At 63.3% G+C, this 17,767-nt stretch carries 19 protein-coding genes; 11 read left to right on the plus strand and 8 right to left on the minus strand.

Features of this window, described 5'->3' with window-relative positions; translation table 11 throughout:
* Nucleotides 1–301: 301 nt before the first annotated feature.
* From map to FEU76_RS03800, 7 genes are all read left to right on the plus strand, one after another.
* Complete coding sequence (gene map / locus FEU76_RS03770) at nt 302–1,093, plus strand: type I methionyl aminopeptidase (protein WP_039175230.1); 792 nt, start codon at nt 302–304, stop codon at nt 1,091–1,093.
* On the plus strand, nt 1,093–3,768 hold the full coding sequence (locus FEU76_RS03775; protein ID WP_144980479.1) for a [protein-PII] uridylyltransferase: 2,676 nt from the start codon (nt 1,093–1,095) through the stop codon (nt 3,766–3,768). The genes map and FEU76_RS03775 overlap by 1 nt, the downstream gene beginning before the upstream one ends.
* Before the next feature lie 96 nt (nt 3,769–3,864).
* The gene (gene dapC / locus FEU76_RS03780) at nt 3,865–5,061 is read left to right on the plus strand and encodes a succinyldiaminopimelate transaminase (RefSeq protein WP_144980481.1); all 1,197 of its coding nucleotides are present in this window, start codon (nt 3,865–3,867) and stop codon (nt 5,059–5,061) included.
* A 33-nt stretch (nt 5,062–5,094) separates the two neighbouring features.
* A complete protein-coding gene (locus tag FEU76_RS03785; RefSeq protein ID WP_016915053.1) occupies nt 5,095–5,442 on the plus strand; it encodes a Spx/MgsR family RNA polymerase-binding regulatory protein in 348 nt (115 codons plus the stop codon).
* A gap of 41 nt (nt 5,443–5,483) precedes the next feature.
* Nucleotides 5,484–6,509 carry a 2,3,4,5-tetrahydropyridine-2,6-dicarboxylate N-succinyltransferase gene (gene dapD / locus FEU76_RS03790; protein WP_039175227.1) on the plus strand — a complete coding sequence of 342 codons (1,026 nt, stop codon included), beginning with the start codon at nt 5,484–5,486 and terminating at the stop codon, nt 6,507–6,509.
* On the plus strand, nt 6,496–7,668 hold the full coding sequence (gene dapE / locus FEU76_RS03795; protein WP_096922077.1) for a succinyl-diaminopimelate desuccinylase: 1,173 nt from the start codon (nt 6,496–6,498) through the stop codon (nt 7,666–7,668). Before dapD ends, dapE begins: the two co-directional genes overlap by 14 nt.
* Nucleotides 7,665–8,054 carry a hypothetical protein gene (locus FEU76_RS03800; protein ID WP_144980484.1) on the plus strand — a complete coding sequence of 130 codons (390 nt, stop codon included), beginning with the start codon at nt 7,665–7,667 and terminating at the stop codon, nt 8,052–8,054. The genes dapE and FEU76_RS03800 overlap by 4 nt, the downstream gene beginning before the upstream one ends.
* 57 nt (nt 8,055–8,111) lie before the next feature.
* On the opposite strand, the gene FEU76_RS18780 is transcribed toward FEU76_RS03800, so the two are convergent.
* On the minus strand, nt 8,112–8,639 hold the full coding sequence (locus FEU76_RS18780; protein ID WP_039175224.1) for a cold-shock protein: 528 nt from the start codon (nt 8,637–8,639) through the stop codon (nt 8,112–8,114).
* A 110-nt stretch (nt 8,640–8,749) separates the two neighbouring features.
* On the opposite strand from FEU76_RS18780, the gene FEU76_RS03810 reads away from it, so the two are divergent.
* On the plus strand, nt 8,750–8,998 hold the full coding sequence (locus FEU76_RS03810; RefSeq protein ID WP_039175223.1) for a SlyX family protein: 249 nt from the start codon (nt 8,750–8,752) through the stop codon (nt 8,996–8,998).
* 24 nt (nt 8,999–9,022) lie between these two features.
* Here FEU76_RS03810 and ald read toward each other — a convergent pair whose 3' ends face one another.
* The 7 genes from ald to radC form a co-directional block, all read right to left on the minus strand.
* On the minus strand, nt 9,023–10,138 hold the full coding sequence (gene ald / locus FEU76_RS03815; RefSeq protein WP_144980487.1) for an alanine dehydrogenase: 1,116 nt from the start codon (nt 10,136–10,138) through the stop codon (nt 9,023–9,025).
* A gap of 178 nt (nt 10,139–10,316) precedes the next feature.
* Nucleotides 10,317–10,760, minus strand: coding sequence for an acyl-CoA thioesterase (locus tag FEU76_RS03820; protein WP_096922075.1), 444 nt, complete (start codon nt 10,758–10,760; stop codon nt 10,317–10,319).
* 48 nt (nt 10,761–10,808) lie between these two features.
* Nucleotides 10,809–11,999, minus strand: a complete 1,191-nt coding sequence (locus FEU76_RS03825; RefSeq protein WP_039175220.1) for a class I SAM-dependent rRNA methyltransferase — start codon at nt 11,997–11,999, stop codon at nt 10,809–10,811.
* A 45-nt stretch (nt 12,000–12,044) separates the two neighbouring features.
* Complete coding sequence (gene mutM, locus FEU76_RS03830) at nt 12,045–12,872, minus strand: bifunctional DNA-formamidopyrimidine glycosylase/DNA-(apurinic or apyrimidinic site) lyase (RefSeq protein ID WP_100731437.1); 828 nt, start codon at nt 12,870–12,872, stop codon at nt 12,045–12,047.
* 140 nt (nt 12,873–13,012) lie between these two features.
* Nucleotides 13,013–13,168, minus strand: coding sequence for a 50S ribosomal protein L33 (rpmG, locus tag FEU76_RS03835; protein WP_009098622.1), 156 nt, complete (start codon nt 13,166–13,168; stop codon nt 13,013–13,015).
* 38 nt (nt 13,169–13,206) lie between these two features.
* Nucleotides 13,207–13,443 carry a 50S ribosomal protein L28 gene (gene rpmB, locus FEU76_RS03840; RefSeq protein ID WP_016915065.1) on the minus strand — a complete coding sequence of 79 codons (237 nt, stop codon included), beginning with the start codon at nt 13,441–13,443 and terminating at the stop codon, nt 13,207–13,209.
* Nucleotides 13,444–13,723: 280 nt separating this feature from the next.
* Nucleotides 13,724–14,398 (minus strand): RadC family protein, encoded by a 675-nt coding sequence (gene radC / locus FEU76_RS03845; protein ID WP_039175218.1) that lies wholly within the window; start codon nt 14,396–14,398, stop codon nt 13,724–13,726.
* Nucleotides 14,399–14,555: 157 nt separating this feature from the next.
* Here radC and coaBC point away from each other — a divergent pair, with 157 nt between their 5' ends.
* Genes coaBC through FEU76_RS03860 form a run of 3 tightly spaced genes read left to right on the plus strand, consistent with a single transcriptional unit; the run spans nt 14,556 to nt 17,761 of the window.
* Nucleotides 14,556–15,887, plus strand: coding sequence for a bifunctional phosphopantothenoylcysteine decarboxylase/phosphopantothenate--cysteine ligase CoaBC (gene coaBC / locus FEU76_RS03850; RefSeq protein WP_260851348.1), 1,332 nt, complete (start codon nt 14,556–14,558; stop codon nt 15,885–15,887).
* Nucleotides 15,884–16,339, plus strand: coding sequence for a dUTP diphosphatase (gene dut / locus FEU76_RS03855; protein ID WP_081136753.1), 456 nt, complete (start codon nt 15,884–15,886; stop codon nt 16,337–16,339). The genes coaBC and dut overlap by 4 nt, the downstream gene beginning before the upstream one ends.
* Nucleotides 16,340–16,372: 33 nt before the next feature.
* Nucleotides 16,373–17,761 (plus strand): phosphomannomutase/phosphoglucomutase, encoded by a 1,389-nt coding sequence (locus FEU76_RS03860; protein WP_144980490.1) that lies wholly within the window; start codon nt 16,373–16,375, stop codon nt 17,759–17,761.
* The last annotated feature ends 6 nt before the right edge of the window (nt 17,762–17,767 follow it).

Here is a 17,767-nt window from a genome sequence, read left to right on the forward strand (position 1 = left end):
GTTAGGCCTCCACGCACCCCATGGATCCGACCAGTAGCACCGCCAGGCGTTGCTAAAGGCACCCGGGACCATGTGCCGGTGCATGTGTGTTTTCAAGGCTTGCTATCTTGCAACCCAGCCATGCTGAGTTGCGCTCTTGTTGCCCTTGCCTGCCGCCTGCGCCAGCAAAAGAAGCTGCGGATGGCGATTGCAGGAAAGCGCGCGGCTTTATACCATAGATCATTGCCAAGATGAAGTCGCCGCTGCGTTTACCCGCCGAAATTGCTACTCATCACCTACTCTGAAGCCACATCGAGAATTCATGAACGTTCCTATCAAGACGCCTTCTGAAATCGAGAAAATGCGCGAAGCCGGACGCCAGGCCGCCAGCGTCATCGAAATGATCACGCCGCACATCCAGGCAGGCATCAGCACCGGCGAGATCGACCGCCTGTGCCACGAGTACATCGTCAACGAACTGGGCTCGGTCCCGGCGCCGTTGAACTATCACGGCTTCCCCAAGGCCACCTGCACCTCGATCAACCACGTGGTATGCCACGGCATCCCGGATGACGCCAAAAAGCTGAAAAGCGGCGACATCATGAACCTGGACATTACCGTGCGCACCCCCGACGGGTACCACGGCGACTCCAGCGTGATGTTCGTGATCGGCGAGACCATCCAGGGCGAGCGGCTGTGCCGCATCACCCAGGAGTGTCTGTACAAGAGCATCGCCCTGGTCAAACCCGGCGTGCGTCTTTCCGAGCTGGCCCGCGTGATTCAGCAGCATGCCGAAGCCCATGGCTACTCGGTGGTGCGTGACTTCTGCGGCCACGGCATCGGTGCCGACTTCCACGAAGACCCTCAGTTCCTGCACTACGATGGCTACGCCCCGGATGCCGACATTCGCCTCGACGCGGGCATGTGCTTCACCATCGAACCGATGATCAACGTGGGCGGCTACAAGACCAAAGTGTTGCGCGACGGCTGGACCGCGGTGACCAAGGACCGCAGCCTGTCGGCACAGTGGGAGCACACGCTACTGGTCACCGAGACCGGCGTGGAAGTGCTCACCGCGCGCAGCGACGAAGACTTCGGCTTCCTGAACGCCTGATGCTACTACACCACTACCGGTTCGAGCCGGATACGTCGCTGTTCGATCTGGCGCTGTTTCGCACCGAGCTGGCCGGGGCACGCTCTCCCATCGCTCCGTTCAAGGCAGCGCTCAAGGAGATTCAGGCGCGCCTCGACGAGCAGTTTCGCGCGGGTGCAGACATTCGTGACCTGGTACGTGGCCGCGCATGGTATCTCGACCAGCTGCTGGCGATTGCCTGGCAGCGCCATGCCTGGCCCGACACCGGCATCGCCCTGGTGGCGGTGGGCGGCTACGGGCGCGGAGAGCTGCACCCCCACTCGGACATCGACCTGCTGCTGCTGCTCGAACACGATGACGATACCCCCTACCGGGAGCCGCTGAGCGCCTTCGTGACGTTCCTGTGGGACATCGGTCTGGAGATCGGCCATAGCGTACGCTCGCTCAACGACTGCGAGCGGGAGGCCGAAGCCGACGTGACGGTCATCACCAACCTGCTGGAGTCGCGCTTGATCGCAGGTCCCGAGCACCTGCGTGAACAGATGCGTGAGCGCCTGAGCGCCCCCCACGTATGGCCCGCCGACCGCTTTTTCGAGGCCAAGTGGCAAGAGCAGATCTCCCGCCACTATCGCTACAACAACTCCGAGTACCACCTGGAGCCCAACCTGAAAAGCTCGCCCGGCGGCCTGCGAGACATTCAGATGATCGGCTGGGTCGCCAAGCGGCACTTCGGCACCGAGCAGTACACCGACATCGTCGCCAACGGGTTCATGAACGACGCCGAGCTGCGCATCCTCAGCCAGGGGCAGTCGTTCCTGTGGCAGGTTCGCTACGCCCTGCACATGCTCACCGGGCGCGCCGAAGACCGCCTGCTGTTCGATCACCAGCGCACCATCGCCGACATGTTCGGCTTCAAGGATACGCCCGAGCGGCTGGCCGTCGAACAGTTCATGAAGCGCTACTACCGCCATGTAACGGCGCTGGCAGGCCTCAACGACATGCTCTTGCAGCACTTCGACGAAGTGATCCTGCGCGGCAAGGAGTCGCTGGAAACCGTCAAGCTCAACGACCGTTTCGAGATCAAGGGGGGCTACATTCAGGCCCGCTCGCGCAGCCTGTTTCGCGAACGCCCAGCCGCCATGCTGGAGCTGTTTCTGCTGATGGCCAAGCACCCGGAAATCGAAGGCGTGCGCGCCGACACCATTCGCCTGATCCGTGACCATCGCCATCAGATCGATGACCACTACCGGGAAGACCCGCGCCACCAGCGGCTCTTCATGGCGCTCATGCGGGCGCCGGGCAACGTGCCTCGCCAGCTCCGGCGCATGAACCGTTACGGCATTCTGGGCAAGTACCTGCCGGAGTTCGGCCGAGCGGTCGGGCTGATGCAGCACGACCTGTTTCATATCTATACCGTGGACGCCCACACCCTGCGCCTGCTGAAATTTCTGCACGGCTTCCGCAAGCCCGAGGCAAAGGACGACTTCCCGGTGGCCGCCAACCTGATCCACCAGCTACCCAAGCTGGACCTGCTGTGGATCGCCGGGCTGTTCCACGACATCGGCAAAGGGCGCGGCGGAGACCACTCTGAAATCGGCGCCCGTGACGTCGAGCAGTTCTGTCGTCGTCATCACGTTTCGCAGCACGATACGAACCTGGTCAGCTGGCTGGTCGAGCATCACCTGCTGATGTCGATGACCGCCCAGAAGCGCGACATCAGCGACCCGGACGTGATCCGCGACTTTGCACTGATCGTGCGCGACGAAACTCGCCTGGACTACCTCTACGTGCTCACCGTGGCCGACATCAATGCCACCAACCCCACGCTGTGGAACGGCTGGCGGGCCTCTCTGTTGCGCCAGCTTCATGCGGAGACCAAGCGCGCTCTGCGGCGAGGGCTGAAAAACCCGCCGGACAGAGACGACTGGGTCAGAGAAACCCGCACCGAGGCGCGTTCGCTGCTGCAAGCCGTCGGGGTGGACAGCAGCCAGATCGACTCGCTATGGGACTCCCTTGGGGAAGACTACTTCCTGCAGTACGCCCCCAGCGAGATCGTCTGGCAGACCCAAGGCATTCTGGCCCACCAGCCGTCTCCCCTGCCGCTGGTGCTGATCAGCGCCCCCACCGCCGACATGGCCGAAGGTGGCACCAAGGTGTTCATCCACACCCGCTCTGCGGATGACCTGTTTGCCGCCACGGCCGCCGCCATGGAGCAGTTGGGGCTGTCCATCCACGATGCGCGGATTGCCACGTCCCACAACGACTGGACGCTGAACACCTTCATCGTGCTGGATAGCCACAGCCAGCCGATCCGTGACCCGCTGCGCATCGAAGAGATGCGTAGCCACCTGGTGGAAGAGCTGGACGACCCGGACGACTACCCCGAAATCGTCACCCGGCACACGCCGCGCCAGCTGAAGCACTTCAAGGTGCCCACGGAGGTCGTCATCGAGCAGGACCCGGCCAATGAGCGTACGCTGCTGGAGCTGACCGCCCCCGACCGTCCTGGCCTGCTGGCCCGGGTGGGGCGTATCTTCATGGAGCAGGATATCGCCCTGTCGGCGGCCAAGATCGCCACCCTGGGCGAGCGCGTCGAGGACGTTTTTTTCATCACCACCAAGGCCGGTGAGCCGCTCACCGACCCCGCCCGTCAACAGCAGCTTCGTGAGCGGCTGATCGACGTATTGAGCGTCTAGCCCAGATGCCTGACCGAACACCCCCTGGTCGTTGGGTTTGAGCCTGCACCAGGGGTTGCCTATAATCGGCGGTTCGATAAACGGTACGGACTCGCCATGAACTCAGACCTGAATGCCCTGCACCCCTATCCGTTTGAAAAGCTGGCTGCCCTCAAGGCAACGCTCACGCCTCCGGCGGGGCTTGCGCATATTCCGCTGACCATTGGCGAGCCCCAGCATGCCCCTTACCAGGGCGCACTGGACGCACTCATTGCCCACCAGCTGGAGATGGCGCGCTACCCAGCCACCAACGGCCTGCCCGCCCTGCGCGAGACCATTGCCGCCTGGGCCACCCAGCGCTTTGGCCTGGCGGGGCTGGACGCCGAACGTCAGGTGTTGCCGGTGAACGGCACCCGTGAAGCCATCTTCGCCTTCGTGCAGGCGGCGCTGGACCGCACCCGCCCCGCCAAGGTCGCGGTACCCAACCCGTTTTATCAGATCTACGAAGGCGCCACACTACTGGCAGGCGGCGAGCCGCTCTACCTGGACTGTACCGCCGACAACGGCTTTCGCCCGGACTTTTCAGCCGTCAGCGCCGACACCTGGCGCGACGTGCAGATCGTCTTTCTCTGCTCACCGGGCAACCCCACCGGCGTAGTCACTCCGCTGGCCGAGTTCAAGCAGCTCATTGCCCTGGCCGACGAACACGACTTCATCATTGCCTCCGACGAGTGCTACTCCGAGCTCTACCTGGACGAAGCCACTCCGCCGCCCGGACTGCTGCAGGCTTGCGCCGAGCTGGGCCGCGATGACTACCGCCGCTGCGTGGTGTTTCATTCGCTCTCCAAACGCTCCAACCTGCCGGGGCTGCGCTCGGGTTTCGTGGCGGGCGACGCCGACCTCCTCGCCCCGTTCAAGCGCTACCGCACCTACCACGGTTGCGCCATGTCACTGCCGCTGCAGCACGCCTCCATCGCTGCCTGGCAGGACGAAGCCCACGTGCGCGCCAACCGTGACGCCTACCGCGAGAAATTCAGCGCCGTCACCGAGGTTCTTGCGCCGGTCATGTCGTTCCCGACGCCCGAAGCCAGCTTCTACCTGTGGCCCGCCGTGCCGGGGGGCGACGATATCGCCTTTACCCAGCGGCTGTTCAGTGAACAGCATGTCAGCGTGTTGCCCGGCAGCCTGATGGGCCGCCCTGGCAAGGATGGCCATAACCCGGGCGCAGGTCGACTACGCTTAGCCTTGGTGGCAGAGCTCGAACCGACCCTGGAAGCAGCCAAGCGACTGCGCCAGCTGATCGAGCGCAGCTAACGCCGCGACACCCCACGACAAGGAGGCTTTTCCATGCTGACGCTATATATCATCAACACCTGCGACACCTGCCGCAAAGCCCGCAAGGCGCTGGAGGAGAGCGGCATTCCCTTCAAGACCCATGACCTGCGCAAGGATGGCCTGTCGGCCAGCCTGCTGGAGCATATTCTCGAGCGGGTGCCGCTGCTGGAAGCCATCAATAAGCGCAGCACCACCTGGCGCAACCTGCCCCAGGAGGAAAAGGATCAGCTGGACGCCACGTCGGCCCGTCGGCTGCTGCTGGAACAACCCACGCTGCTCAAGCGTCCGCTACTCGAAGTCGACAACAGCACCATCCTGGTCGGCTACCGCGACGGCGATTACGACAAACTGAGCGGCTGAACGCCCCCTCTTAGACACACAACCTTGAAGGAAGCCCCGTTATGCTGAGCTTTGCGCTTGGAATTGGTACCCAAAACACCCAGGGTGACTGGCTGGAAATCTACTACCCGGCCCCGCTGCTGAACCCCGACGAGAGCCTGGTGGCCGCCGCCAAGGAAGCGCTGGGCGCCGCTGCCGAGAACAGCCCTGTCAGCTTCCTGCCGGAAGACTGCACCCGCCTGGCCAAAGCACTGGAAGCCGCGGGTCATTCCGAGCAGGCAGCGCTGGCCGAGTCTTTCGCCACTAGCCAGCGCCCGCTGGTAGCGATGTTCCTGGACACCGACCAGGCGCCGCAAACCGTGCCGGAGGTCTACCTCAAGCTGCACCTGCTGTCCCACCGTCTGGTGAAGCCCCACGGCCTGGACCTGACCGGCATGTTCGGCCTGCTGCGCAACATCGCCTGGACCAACGAAGGCGCCATCGACATCGAAGAGCTGCCGGCTCGCCGCCTCAAGGCACGCCTGGCAGGCCGCGCGCTGTCCGTCGACTGCGTCGACAAGTTCCCCAAGATGACCGACTACGTCGTGCCCACCGGCATCCGCATTGGCGACACCGCCCGCGTACGCCTGGGCGCCTACCTGGGCGAAGGCACCACGGTCATGCACGAAGGCTTCGTCAACTTCAACGCGGGCACCGAAGGCCCGGGCATGATCGAAGGCCGCATTTCAGCGGGCGTCATGGTCGGCAAAGGCTCCGACCTGGGCGGCGGCTGCTCCACCATGGGCACCCTCTCCGGTGGTGGCAACATCATCATCAAGGTGGGTGAAGGCTGCCTGATCGGCGCCAACGCCGGTATCGGCATTCCGCTGGGCGACCGCTGCACCGTGGAAGCAGGCCTGTACATCACCGCTGGCTCCAAGGTGACCGTCCTCGACGACCAGGGTCAGGAAGTCAACACCGTGGCCGCCCGTGAGCTGGCTGGCCAGGACGACCTGCTGCTGCGCCGCAACTCGCAAAATGGCCGCATCGAGTGCCTCACCAACAAGAGTGCCATTGCGCTGAACGAGGCGCTGCATGCCCACAACTGAGTCTGCTGCCCTGTCACCGACGCTCACCCTGGCCTTTGACCTGCTGGGTCGCGCGTCGGTGACCCCGGACGACGAGGGTTGCCAGGACCTGATGATCGAGCGCCTCACGGCGCTCGGTTTCCATGTCGAGCAGCTGCCGTTCGGCGATGTGAAAAACTTCTGGGCCGTGCGCGGCCATCATGGCCCGGTGCTGGCCTTCGCCGGGCATACCGACGTGGTGCCCAGCGGGCCGCATACCAGCTGGGAGTTTCCGCCCTTCGAGCCATGCATCGACGAGCAGGGCATGCTCTGCGGGCGCGGTGCGGCCGACATGAAAGGCAGCCTGGCCGCCATGCTGACCGCCGTGGAGCGCTTCGTGGCCCGTTACCCCGACCACGACGGCCGTATCGCCTTCCTGATCACCTCCGATGAGGAAGGCCCCGCCGTGGACGGCACCCGAGCCGTGGTGGAGCACCTGCGCGAGCGCAACGAACGGCTGGACTACTGCATCGTCGGCGAGCCCTCTTCCACGGCGCGGCTGGGGGATGTGATCAAGAACGGCCGACGCGGCTCGCTGGGCGGCGTGCTGCATGTCAAAGGGGTGCAGGGGCATGTGGCTTACCCCCACCTGGCACGCAACCCCATTCACCAGGCGCTGCCTGCGCTCGATGCCCTGGCACGCGAGCATTGGGATGCCGGCAACGACTTCTTTCCCGCCACCAGCTTCCAGATTTCCAACGTGCGCGCGGGCACCGGGGCGACCAACGTGATCCCTGGCGACATCGAAGTGGTGTTCAACTTCCGCTACTCCACGGAAGTGACCCACGAAGCACTGAAAGCTCGCACCGAAGCGATTCTGGATCGCCATGGCCTCGAGTACCATGTGGACTGGACCTTGAACGGCGAGCCCTTCCTGACCGCCGAAGGCGAACTGGTCGATGCAGCCATTCGCGGTGTGGAAGCCGTCACCGGTGAGCGCCCGCAGCTGTCGACCAGCGGCGGCACCTCCGATGGCCGCTTCATTGCCACCCTGGGGGCACAGGTGGTGGAGCTGGGTCCGCTCAACGACACCATTCACAAGGTGAACGAGCGCGTGCTGGCCAGCGACCTCGATGCGCTCAGCCGCATCTACGAAGCCACCCTGCAGGCGCTGCTCACCACTGATGAGGTATGCGTATGATGGAGCGGTTTCCGGATATCGAAGTGTACCTGGCCCGCGTGTCGCTGGATGATCTCAACGCCTGGCTCAGCGAGACCCTCGATGCCCCACCCTTGGGCCAGGCGGGCAAGGGCAAGTGGAAAACCCGTGGCCAGCATCAGGGAGAAAGCGTCCCGGTGCTGCTGGTGGACAACGCCGCCGACGGTTTTGCCAGCCTGTGGTTCGACAGCGCCCACACCCCCTGGCACACCGATCAGGAGTGCGCGCAGCACGCGGCCGAAGCGCTCAACGTGGAAGTCCGCTGTTCGCTGGGTGGATGGCACCCTGGCGATGACCCGGACCGCTTCTGGCAAGTGCTGCCCGGCGGCCAGGAAAAAGCCATCGAATGGCCGGATTCCGGGCGCTAAACGTAAAAACCCCCGCACAAGGCGGGGGTTTTCCTGTCAGCAACCGCGCCGGAGCGCTTATTCGATAATGCTGACATCATCGGCCTGAAGGCCACGGTCGTTCTTGATCACGTGGTAACGCACGATCTGGCCTTCGGCCAGCATGCGTGGGCCACGACCGCGTATCGCCCGAAAATGCACGAAGACATCTTCGCCATTGTCCCGGGTGATGAAGCCGTAGCCCTTGTTGGTGTTGAACCACTTGACCTCGCCCTCTTCACGGCCATCGTTGGGGTCGATGATATCCTCTTCTTCATCGTCCACCACGGGTGCTGCCTGGGGCTGACGCGGGGCAGGTTTGACCCTGGCCACATCGGCCTTTACCACCATCGGTGGTGCCAGGGCCGCAGCCGCCAGCGTACCGACGAACAACATTGCAAAACAGCCAAGTGCCACAGCGGCATACACACTGAAAGCAGCCTCGGCCAACCACTGTTCAGCCAGAGGTGCATTGGTTAAATGAACAATCCCCGCCAGAAGAAGCGGCGTGGGGGCGGCCAGTAAGATACTGATAAAGAAACAGCGAAAAACAACTTTTGGGTTCATGGATGATAAAAGCTCTCTTGTTGTATGGGTAACAGAAGCAAGACAATACTCGGCCTACCAGGCCCTTTCCTAACAGTACCGAGCATACTACATACGGTGACGATGTTATCATGACAAACGAATTAACGCCTGCCGAGCTCACTCAACGTATTGAATCGTTGGAAAGTCGGCTGGCTTATCAGGAACATTGGCTGGACACCCTGGACCAGGCCGTCGCCCAGCAGGAGCGCCGCCTCGAAAAGCTGGAACAGCTGAGCGCCCTCATGCGTGAACGGCTCCGCGAACAGCATCAGGCGCTGCAAGCCAGCGACTCACAGGGCGGTTTTCGCCCCGAAGACGACATCCCGCCCCACTACTAATGGACCCACCGCCTGGCGCGCGGGTCACTTCACCACGCTGGCCGGCTCGATGCTTTCCAGGCCAAACGCCTGGGCGACGGCCCGGTAGGTAATCTGGCCATCGTGGACGTTCAGCCCGGGCAGAAAATGGGCATCGTCTGCCAGCGCCTGGCGCCACCCCTTGTCGGCAAGCGCCAGCACGAACGGCAGCGTCGCGTTGGTGAGCCCCAGGGTAGACGTACGTGCCACGGCGCCTGGCATGTTGGCCACACAGTAGTGCACGATGCCATCCACCAGATAGGTGGGCTCGGCGTGGGTCGTGGGCTTGCTGGTTTCGAAACAGCCGCCCTGGTCGATGGCCACGTCCACCAGCACACTGCCGGGTTTCATCTCGGCCAGCATGGCACGGGTGATCAATTTGGGAGCTGCCGCGCCGGGGATCAGCACCGCGCCCACGATCATGTCGGCGGTGCGTGCCGCGTGGTCCAGCGCATCGGCGGTGGAGTAGACGGTTTTGATACGCCCCTGGTAGCGCGCATCCAACGCTTCCAGCCGGGCCACCGAGGTATCGAGAATCGTCACCTCTGCCCCTAGCCCCAGCGCCATCCGCGCTGCGTTTTCCCCCACCACGCCACCCCCAATGACCGTTACCTGCCCCGGTGCCACACCGGGCACGCCGGGCAACAGCACCCCCGAGCCCCCTTGGGCCTTCTCCAACCCATGGGCACCGGCCTGTATGGCCATGCGCCCCGCCACGGTGCTCATCGGGGCCAGCAGCGGCAACCCGCCGCGGGTATCGGTGATGGTTTCATAGGCGATGCAGGTGGCTCCGCTTTTCATCAGCCCTTCGGTCAGTGCCCGCTCGGCGGCCAGATGCAGATAGGTAAACAGCGTGTGCGCTGGCGTCAGGCGCGCCACCTCTTCCGGCTGGGGCTCCTTGACCTTCAGAATCAGCTCGGCGCGCTGCCACAGCGCCTCGACGTCGGCCTCCAATGTTGCGCCCGCGCTTTGGTAGGCGTCATCCTGAAAGCCAGCGCCTTCGCCCGCACCTACCTGGACACTGACGGAGTGACCACGCCCGACCAGCTCACGTACCCCCGTGGGCGTAAGCGCAACGCGATACTCGTGGTTCTTGATCTCTTTGGGAACGGCAATGTGCATGGCGGACTCTCCTTGGGTCATCAACATCACTGGGTGCTCAATGCATTACAGCACAGCAGGCGTGAACCACCAGCCCAAGGGAGCAAAACGAAAAAAACGCCGGTAAAGGCGTTTTTCAACAGAAAATTCAGCGTTTGACGGGCCGCGACGAAAAAATCCACGCCGCACCGTCGATTCATCACTCGGCGGGCTCGGGCACCACCGCAGCGCCATAAATGCGCTGGTACTCTTCCGGCAAGCGCTTGGGGCGACCGCTGGAAAGCGCGACACAGGCAAACCGCGTGCGCGCCTTCAGCAGCGTCTTGCCGTCTGCTGGCCGTATCAGTTGAAAGCGGCGCGTCAGGCTGAAGCGGCCGTCGCAGTCGACGATCCAGGTGGCCAGGCAGAGCGTGTCGTCTTGAAAAGCAGGGGCGAGGTAGTCCAGCTCGTGGCGGTGGACCACCATCGCCCGGTCCAGCGCCCGATAGCGTTCCAGCGACAGCCCCAACGCCTCGGAGTGGGCCCAGCTGATCTGCTCTACCCAGCGCAGGTACTCGCTGTTATTGACGTGCCGGTAAGCGTCGATGGCTTCCGGCGCGACCTGCAGCGTGAGTACGAACGGCTCTGGCAACGCCCACTCCATGTGTCCACCTCCTTTCCTATGACGACGGCGCTCGACAGCGGGCGATGCTCAGTCGCGGAAGACCCGCACGCCCAGCGCTTTCAAATAAGCAGTTTCGGGAATCGCCGGGTGCACGGGGTGATCCGGCCCCTGATGGCCCTGGAAAATCACCTGGCCATGGCGGTCCTGATGGCGCACGGCACCGCGCACCACATCCACCAGCCGCTCGTGGGCCAGATGCATGGAGCAGGACGCAGACAGCAGCAGGCCATCGCGACCCAGCAGGCGCATTGCCTCGCGGTTGAGTCGTGCATAGGCGCGCTCACCGTTGGGGATGTCCTTGCGCTTCTTGATGAACGCAGGCGGGTCGAGAATCACCACGTCGAACTGCTCGCCGTCGGCTTTCAATGCGGCCAGCGCTTCGAAGGCGTCGCCTTCACCCACGGCCACCTGCTCCTGCACGCCGTTCAGCTCGGCATTGCGCGCCACTTGCTCCAGGGCAACGCCGGAGGCATCCACACACAGCACTTCGGAGGCGCCGCTGGCGGCAGCCTGAACGCCCCAGCCACCCACATAGCTGAATACGTCCAGCACGCGCTTTCCAGCAACCTGACTGTTCAACCAGGCCCGGTTGACGCGGTGGTCGAAGAACCAGCCGGTCTTCTGGCCGTTGAGTACCGGCACCGCAAAGGTCACGCCGTTTTCTACCAGCAGCACTTCGTCGGGCAGGGTGCCCTTGACCACTTCCACGTGGGCTTCCAAGCCTTCCTGGCGGCGGCCCCCGGTATCGTTACGGAATACGATGACCTCAGGCTTGATGACCTTTTCCAGCGCATCGACGATCTCGTCGGCCAGGGCCTGCATGCCGGCGGTATTGAGCTGTACGACCAGCACATCGCCAAAACGGTCGATGATCAGTCCTGGCAGCAGGTCGCCCTCGCCATGGATCAGACGGTAAAAGGGCTGATCGAACAGACGCTGGCGCAGCGCCAGCGCCTGATTGAAACGGTGCACGAACAGCGAGCGGTCCAGGCGCATTTCCGGGTCGCGGGACATGATACGCGCACAGATCAACGAGTGCGGGTTCACGTAGGCCACGCCCAGAGTCTTGCCGTTGGAGGCCTCTACCAAGGCAGGCTCGCCCGCCTCGAAGGTCTTCAGCGGCGTTTCCTTGATATCGACTTCGTTGGAGTAGATCCACAGATGGCCAGCCTTCAAGCGGCGATCGGCATTTTTATTCAGGCGCAGGCGTTGAGTCACAACATTCTCCAGATAAACAAAACAGTTAGCCGCCCAGGGCGGCGCTCAGCGCTGGCAACCGGGGCAGAATACGCTGGCCCGCTGCCCCAGGGTAATGCGCTTGAGTTCACTGCCACAGCGCAGGCAAGGCTGGCCATGGCGACCATAGACATTCAATTGCTGGGCAAAGTAGCCCGGCTCCCCCTGGCCGCTGACGAAATCGCGCAGCGTGGTGCCACCCTGGGTAATGGCCGCCGCCAATACTTCCTTGACCGCCTGGGCCAGCGCTTCGTAGCGCGCCAGTGAAATGCGTCCGGCGGCCCGGCGCGGGTCGATGCCCGCCATGAACAGCGCCTCGGCGGCATAGATGTTGCCCGCTCCCACGACCACGCGGTTATCCATCAGGAAAGGCTTCACGGCGACGCGCTTGCCGCGCGACAGTGCGTGGAGCCAACGGCCCGTGAAGGCATCGTCGAGGGGTTCCGGGCCCAGGTGCGCCAGCCGCGTATCGAACTGTGCATCGGCGTGCTGCCAATCGACGAAGCCAAAGCGGCGCGGGTCGTGATAGCGCAATATATGACCACTGGCGGTGACGATATCCACATGGTCATGCTTTTTGGGCAGATCGCCCAGGCGGGCAATCCGCAGGCTACCCGACATGCCCAGGTGCCACAGCAGCGTGGCGTGGCCGGTGGGCGTGGCCAGCGGGATCTGCAGGTATTTGGCGCGCCGGGCAAGCTCACCCACGCGAGCCCCGACCAGCCGCTCGGCCAGGTCATCCGGCACGGGAACGCGCAGGCGCGGCTGGCGTACCAGCACTTCGGTAATCTCCTGCCCTTCCAGGTAGGGCGCGATACCACGCCGCGTGGTTTCCACTTCAGGCAATTCGGGCATGATGAAAGCCTATGATGACAGCACAGTGACAGCGATGCTAACACGCGAAACGCGAACGTTAGACATGCAAAAACCCGGCTTGGGGCCGGGTTTTTCAACAGGCGCTCGCCTGCGGTGAAAGCCGATCATCGTAACCGAGGTTACTTGATCTTGGCTTCCTTGTAGATGACGTGCTTACGGACGACCGGGTCGTATTTCTTGAATTCGAACTTATCCGGGGTGTTCCGCTTGTTCTTGTCAGTGGTGTAGAAGTGGCCAGTACCGGCACTAGACACCAGCTTGATCTTATCGCGCATGGTTTAACTCTCCCAAAAATGCTGAGCCAGAAACTGGCTTAGATAGCGTCGCCGCGTTTGCGGATGTCGGCCAGAACCGAGTCGATACCTTTCTTGTCGATGATGCGCATGCCTTTAGAGGAAACGCGCAGCTTGACGAAGCGGTTTTCAGACTCCACCCAGAAGCGATGGGTGTGCAGGTTCGGCAAGAAACGACGACGAGTCTTGCGCTGGGAGTGAGAAACGTTATTACCAGTTACCGGACGCTTGCCGGTAACCTGACATACTTTGGACATGAGAGCCTCCAACCGCTTGGCGAGTTGTTCAAAACTGTCGGGCAAACCGGAGCAGGGAGGGAGTCGACGCAGTTAACCGCCTAGCTGTACCCAAATCCGTTATTCAACCCAAGTTCAAAGGTGGCACTTTATACCAGAGCACCCGGCCACCAGCAAGCGAAACCGCCCAAAAAGGCCAAAAAAGCACGTTTTTGGACAATTTTCGTCACGACAGCCGCAGCATCGAGCGGGCCAGCCTGCCTTTTCGATACTGCCGGAGTGCGTGCGCATGACCTGCCCGCTAGAGCCAGCCGCGCTCGGCAAAGGACACCACGTCTCCGTCTCCCACCACAAAATGATCCAGCACTCGCACGTCAAAGAGAGCAAGGGCATCTTTCAAGCGTTCGGTGATACGTCGATCAGCGTCGCTGGGCTCAGCCACACCCGAAGGGTGATTGTGGGCCAGGATGACAGCGCCAGCGTGGAGTTCCAACGCACGCTTGGCAACTTCGCGGGGGTAAACGGATGCGCTGTCTAGGGTACCGCGAAACAGGGATTCATAGCGAATGATTCGGTGCTGAGTATCCAAAAAAAGTACCGCAAACTCTTCATGCCCCAGGTGGCGCAGCTGCGAACTCAGGTAGTGGCGCACCAGGGCTGGCGAGGTCAACGCGTTGCCGCGTGCCAGCTGGCTGGCCAAATGCCGCCGTGATAGCTCCAGCGTGGCCTGCAACTGGGAAAACTTGGCATCGCCCAACCCCCGGGCGGCACAAAACTGCTCTCTGTCTGCCTCCAGCAGCTGCCGCAACCCGCCAAAGCTCGCCAGCAGGTCACGCGCCAGGTCCACTGCCGAACGCCCCTGGACCCCCACCCGCAGAAAGATCGCCAGCAGTTCGGCATCCGATAACGACTGCGCCCCCATGGTCAGCAGTTTTTCACGGGGCCGCTCACCTTCTGGCCAATGATTGATGCCCATCCATGCCCCCTGTCCATGCTACCCAGTCCCATGGCGTGTGGCTCACGCCCTCATCCTCACTATACCTAGCGTTATAACACTTCCACCGAGCATGCCAAAATAAACCGCCAAATGGTATGGTAAGCCTCCTTACGACCGTCATACGGGACCGCCTACCATGGCATCACTCTCGCACACTTCCGAGCCATCACTATCCGAGTCATCACTATCAGCGCCATCGTTGACCGCCCTGCTCGCAGGCAAGCGCGTACTGCTGGGCGTCAGCGCAGGCATTGCCGCGTATAAAAGCGCACTGATCGTGAGGCTGCTGAAGCAGGCAGGCTGTGAGGTGCGCGTGGTGATGACCGAGGGTGCTCAAGCCTTCATCACCCCCCTGACGCTGCAGGCCCTCTCTGGCGAGCCCGTGCGCACATCGCTGCTGGACCCCGAGGCAGAAGCCGGGATGGGGCACATCGAACTGGCCCGCTGGGCGGATGCCCTGCTGGTGGCCCCGGCCACGGCCGATGTGATGGCGCGCCTGGCACACGGCATGGCCGACGACCTGCTGACCACCCTGTGCCTTGCTTCGGAAGCGCCACGGCTGATGGCCCCCGCCATGAACCAGGCCATGTGGCGCCATCCCGCCACGCAGCGTAACCAGGCACAGCTGGCCGCCGACGGCTGGCAGTTGATCGGCCCTGCCGCGGGCGAGCAGGCCTGTGGCGACGTTGGCCCAGGGCGAATGAGCGAACCCGAAGAGATCTTCGCAGCCCTTCAACAGCACTTCGCCAAAGCAGCCAAGGTTGCGCCGCCCGCTCAGGGCGCAGCGCGCCCTCACGTGGTGATCACTGCAGGCCCCACCCGTGAAGCCCTGGACCCGGTGCGTTACCTGTCCAACCACAGCTCGGGCAAGATGGGCTTCGCTCTGGCCGCCGCCGCCGTGGCGCAAGGGGCTCGCGTAACCCTGATCAGCGGCCCGGTCAATTTACCCACCCCAGCCGGGGTCGAGCGCCAAAACGTGGAAACCGCCCGGGAGATGCACCAGGCCGCGCTGCAGCTCGCCCCCCAGGCCGCGCTGTTCATTGGCTGTGCCGCCGTGGCCGACTACCGCGCCGCCAGCGCCGCCGAGCACAAGCTCAAGAAAACCGACGATCAGGACACACTGACCCTGACGCTGGTGAAAAACCCGGACATCATTGCCGACGTGGCGGCCTTGCCCAACGGGCAACGCCCCTTCGTGGTCGGCTTTGCCGCCGAAACCCAGGAGGTCGAACGCTACGCCCGCCACAAGCTCGACCGCAAGGGCCTGGACATGATCGTGGCCAACGACGTGGCCCAGCAAGGGTTGGGCTTTGGCAGCGACGACAACGCCGCCCTGCTGCTCTGGCGTACGCCTGGCGGCACGCAGCAGCACAGCGCGCCACCCCAACCCAAGACCGCGCTGGCCACCCTGATCTTGCAGCAGGCGCTCTCCCTGCTGCCTCACACTTCTCACGGAGCTTCCTCATGAACCGCCCTCGCCTGCAGTGCAAGGTATTGGACGAGCGCTTGCGCGACTATCTGCCCTCTTACGCCACCGCTGGCTCGGCGGGCATGGACCTGCGCGCCCTGCTGGACGAACCGCTGACGCTGGCCCCAGGCGAATGCCAGCTGGTGCGTACCGGCCTGGCCATCTATATCGAAGACCCCAACCTTGCCGGCATGATCCTGCCGCGTTCGGGGCTGGGGCATAAGCACGGCATCGTGCTGGGCAACCTGGTGGGGCTGATCGACTCCGACTACCAGGGCGAATTGATGGTCTCGGTATGGAACCGCGGGCAGGCCAGCTTCACGGTCACGCCGTTCGAGCGCCTGGCACAATACGTGCTGGTGCCGGTGGTGCAGGCCGAACTGACCCTCGTCGACAGCTTCACCGATTCTACCCGTGGCAGTGGCGGCTTTGGCAGCACTGGCCGCCAGTAAGCACTCACTAGCGCGCTCTTTCAGGGATTGACCATGACCGTACCCGCTTCGATTTTTCGCGCCTACGATATTCGCGGCATCGTGGATGACACTCTCAGCGAAGCCACCGCCGAGCTGATTGGCCGGGCAGTGGGCTCGGAAGCCGCCGCCCGCGGTGAACACACCGTGATCGTCGCACGGGACGGCAGAGTCTCGGGGCCACGCCTGCAAGCGGCGCTCATCAAAGGGCTCCAGGCCGCCGGGCGCGATGTGATCGACCTTGGCATGGTGCCCACGCCGGTACTCTACTTTGCCACACACACCCTGCCCGAAAGTTGCTCGGGGGTGATGCTGACCGGCAGCCACAACCCACCCGACTACAACGGCTTCAAGATCGTGCTGGCCGGAGAAACCCTGGCCAGCGAAGCGATCACCGCCCTGTATGAGCGCATTCAGTCAGGCGACTTCACCGAGGGCCATGGCCGTGTGCACGCCCACGACCTGCGGGCCACGTATCTGGCGCGGATTCTTGAGGATGTGCAGCTCGCAAGGCCGCTCAGTGCGGTGGTGGATTGCGGCAACGGCGTGGCGGGCGAACTTGGCCCTCAGCTGGTCGAACGGTTGGGGGTGGCCACCACAGCGCTGTTCGCCGAGATCGATGGCCGCTTCCCCAACCACCACCCCGACCCCGGCAAACCGGAAAACCTGCAGGACCTGATGCGCAAGGTGCAGCAGGTAGGTGCAGACATCGGCCTGGCCTTCGACGGCGACGGCGACCGCCTGGGCGTGGTCACGCCGCGCGGGCGAATGATCTTTCCCGACCACCTGATGATGCTGTTCGCCACCGACATGCTCTCCCGCAACCCTGGTGCCAAAGTGGTGTTCGACATCAAGTGTACTGGGCACCTGGCACGGGTGGTGAGCGAGGCAGGCGGCGAGCCGGAGATGTGGCGCACCGGCCACTCGCTCATCAAGGCGCGCATGAAGGAAACCGGCGCCTTGCTGGGGGGCGAGATGAGCGGTCACATCTTCTTCAAGGAACGCTGGTACGGTTTCGATGACGGCCTGTATGCTGCCGCCCGGCTACTGGAAATACTGGCCCGCTACCCAGGCGATGCGGATGCCTTCTTCGACCAGTTTCCCCAGGCAGTGAGCACGCCCGAAATCAACATCATCGTGGCGGATGCCGACAAATTTGCCATGGTCGAGACGCTTGCCAGAGAGGGCGACTTCGGCGAAGGTATCAAAACCACGCTGGATGGTATTCGCGTTGACTACCCCGATGGCTGGGGATTGTGCCGAGCGTCCAACACGACGCCCGCGCTGGTGCTGCGCTTCGAGGGGGAAGACAGCGCGGCCCTGGAACGGATACGCGAGCGCTTCGCACGCGCCCTGCAAGGTGTTTCACCTACGTTGACGATACCAGACACCCCCATCACATGATCATGC

The sequence above is a fragment of the Halomonas sp. C22 genome, from assembly GCF_007655045.1.
In the GTDB taxonomy this organism is placed as follows: domain Bacteria; phylum Pseudomonadota; class Gammaproteobacteria; order Pseudomonadales; family Halomonadaceae; genus Vreelandella; species Vreelandella hamiltonii.

Excerpts from the sequence above, each read along its gene's own strand:
- map (WP_039175230.1), top strand. The coding sequence starts at position 302 with ATGAACGTTCCTATCAAGACGCCTTCTGAAATCGAGAAAATGCGCGAA.
- FEU76_RS03775 (WP_144980479.1), top strand. The coding sequence starts at position 1,093 with ATGCTACTACACCACTACCGGTTCGAGCCGGATACGTCGCTGTTCGAT.
- dapC (WP_144980481.1), top strand. The coding sequence starts at position 3,865 with ATGAACTCAGACCTGAATGCCCTGCACCCCTATCCGTTTGAAAAGCTG.
- FEU76_RS03785 (WP_016915053.1), top strand. The coding sequence starts at position 5,095 with ATGCTGACGCTATATATCATCAACACCTGCGACACCTGCCGCAAAGCC.
- dapD (WP_039175227.1), top strand. The coding sequence starts at position 5,484 with ATGCTGAGCTTTGCGCTTGGAATTGGTACCCAAAACACCCAGGGTGAC.
- dapE (WP_096922077.1), top strand. The coding sequence starts at position 6,496 with ATGCCCACAACTGAGTCTGCTGCCCTGTCACCGACGCTCACCCTGGCC.
- FEU76_RS03800 (WP_144980484.1), top strand. The coding sequence starts at position 7,665 with ATGATGGAGCGGTTTCCGGATATCGAAGTGTACCTGGCCCGCGTGTCG.
- FEU76_RS18780 (WP_039175224.1), bottom strand. The coding sequence starts at position 8,639 with ATGAACCCAAAAGTTGTTTTTCGCTGTTTCTTTATCAGTATCTTACTG.
- FEU76_RS03810 (WP_039175223.1), top strand. The coding sequence starts at position 8,750 with ATGACAAACGAATTAACGCCTGCCGAGCTCACTCAACGTATTGAATCG.
- ald (WP_144980487.1), bottom strand. The coding sequence starts at position 10,138 with ATGCACATTGCCGTTCCCAAAGAGATCAAGAACCACGAGTATCGCGTT.
- FEU76_RS03820 (WP_096922075.1), bottom strand. The coding sequence starts at position 10,760 with ATGGAGTGGGCGTTGCCAGAGCCGTTCGTACTCACGCTGCAGGTCGCG.
- mutM (WP_100731437.1), bottom strand. The coding sequence starts at position 12,872 with ATGCCCGAATTGCCTGAAGTGGAAACCACGCGGCGTGGTATCGCGCCC.
- rpmG (WP_009098622.1), bottom strand. The coding sequence starts at position 13,168 with ATGCGCGATAAGATCAAGCTGGTGTCTAGTGCCGGTACTGGCCACTTC.
- rpmB (WP_016915065.1), bottom strand. The coding sequence starts at position 13,443 with ATGTCCAAAGTATGTCAGGTTACCGGCAAGCGTCCGGTAACTGGTAAT.
- radC (WP_039175218.1), bottom strand. The coding sequence starts at position 14,398 with ATGGGCATCAATCATTGGCCAGAAGGTGAGCGGCCCCGTGAAAAACTG.
- coaBC (WP_260851348.1), top strand. The coding sequence starts at position 14,556 with ATGGCATCACTCTCGCACACTTCCGAGCCATCACTATCCGAGTCATCA.
- dut (WP_081136753.1), top strand. The coding sequence starts at position 15,884 with ATGAACCGCCCTCGCCTGCAGTGCAAGGTATTGGACGAGCGCTTGCGC.
- FEU76_RS03860 (WP_144980490.1), top strand. The coding sequence starts at position 16,373 with ATGACCGTACCCGCTTCGATTTTTCGCGCCTACGATATTCGCGGCATC.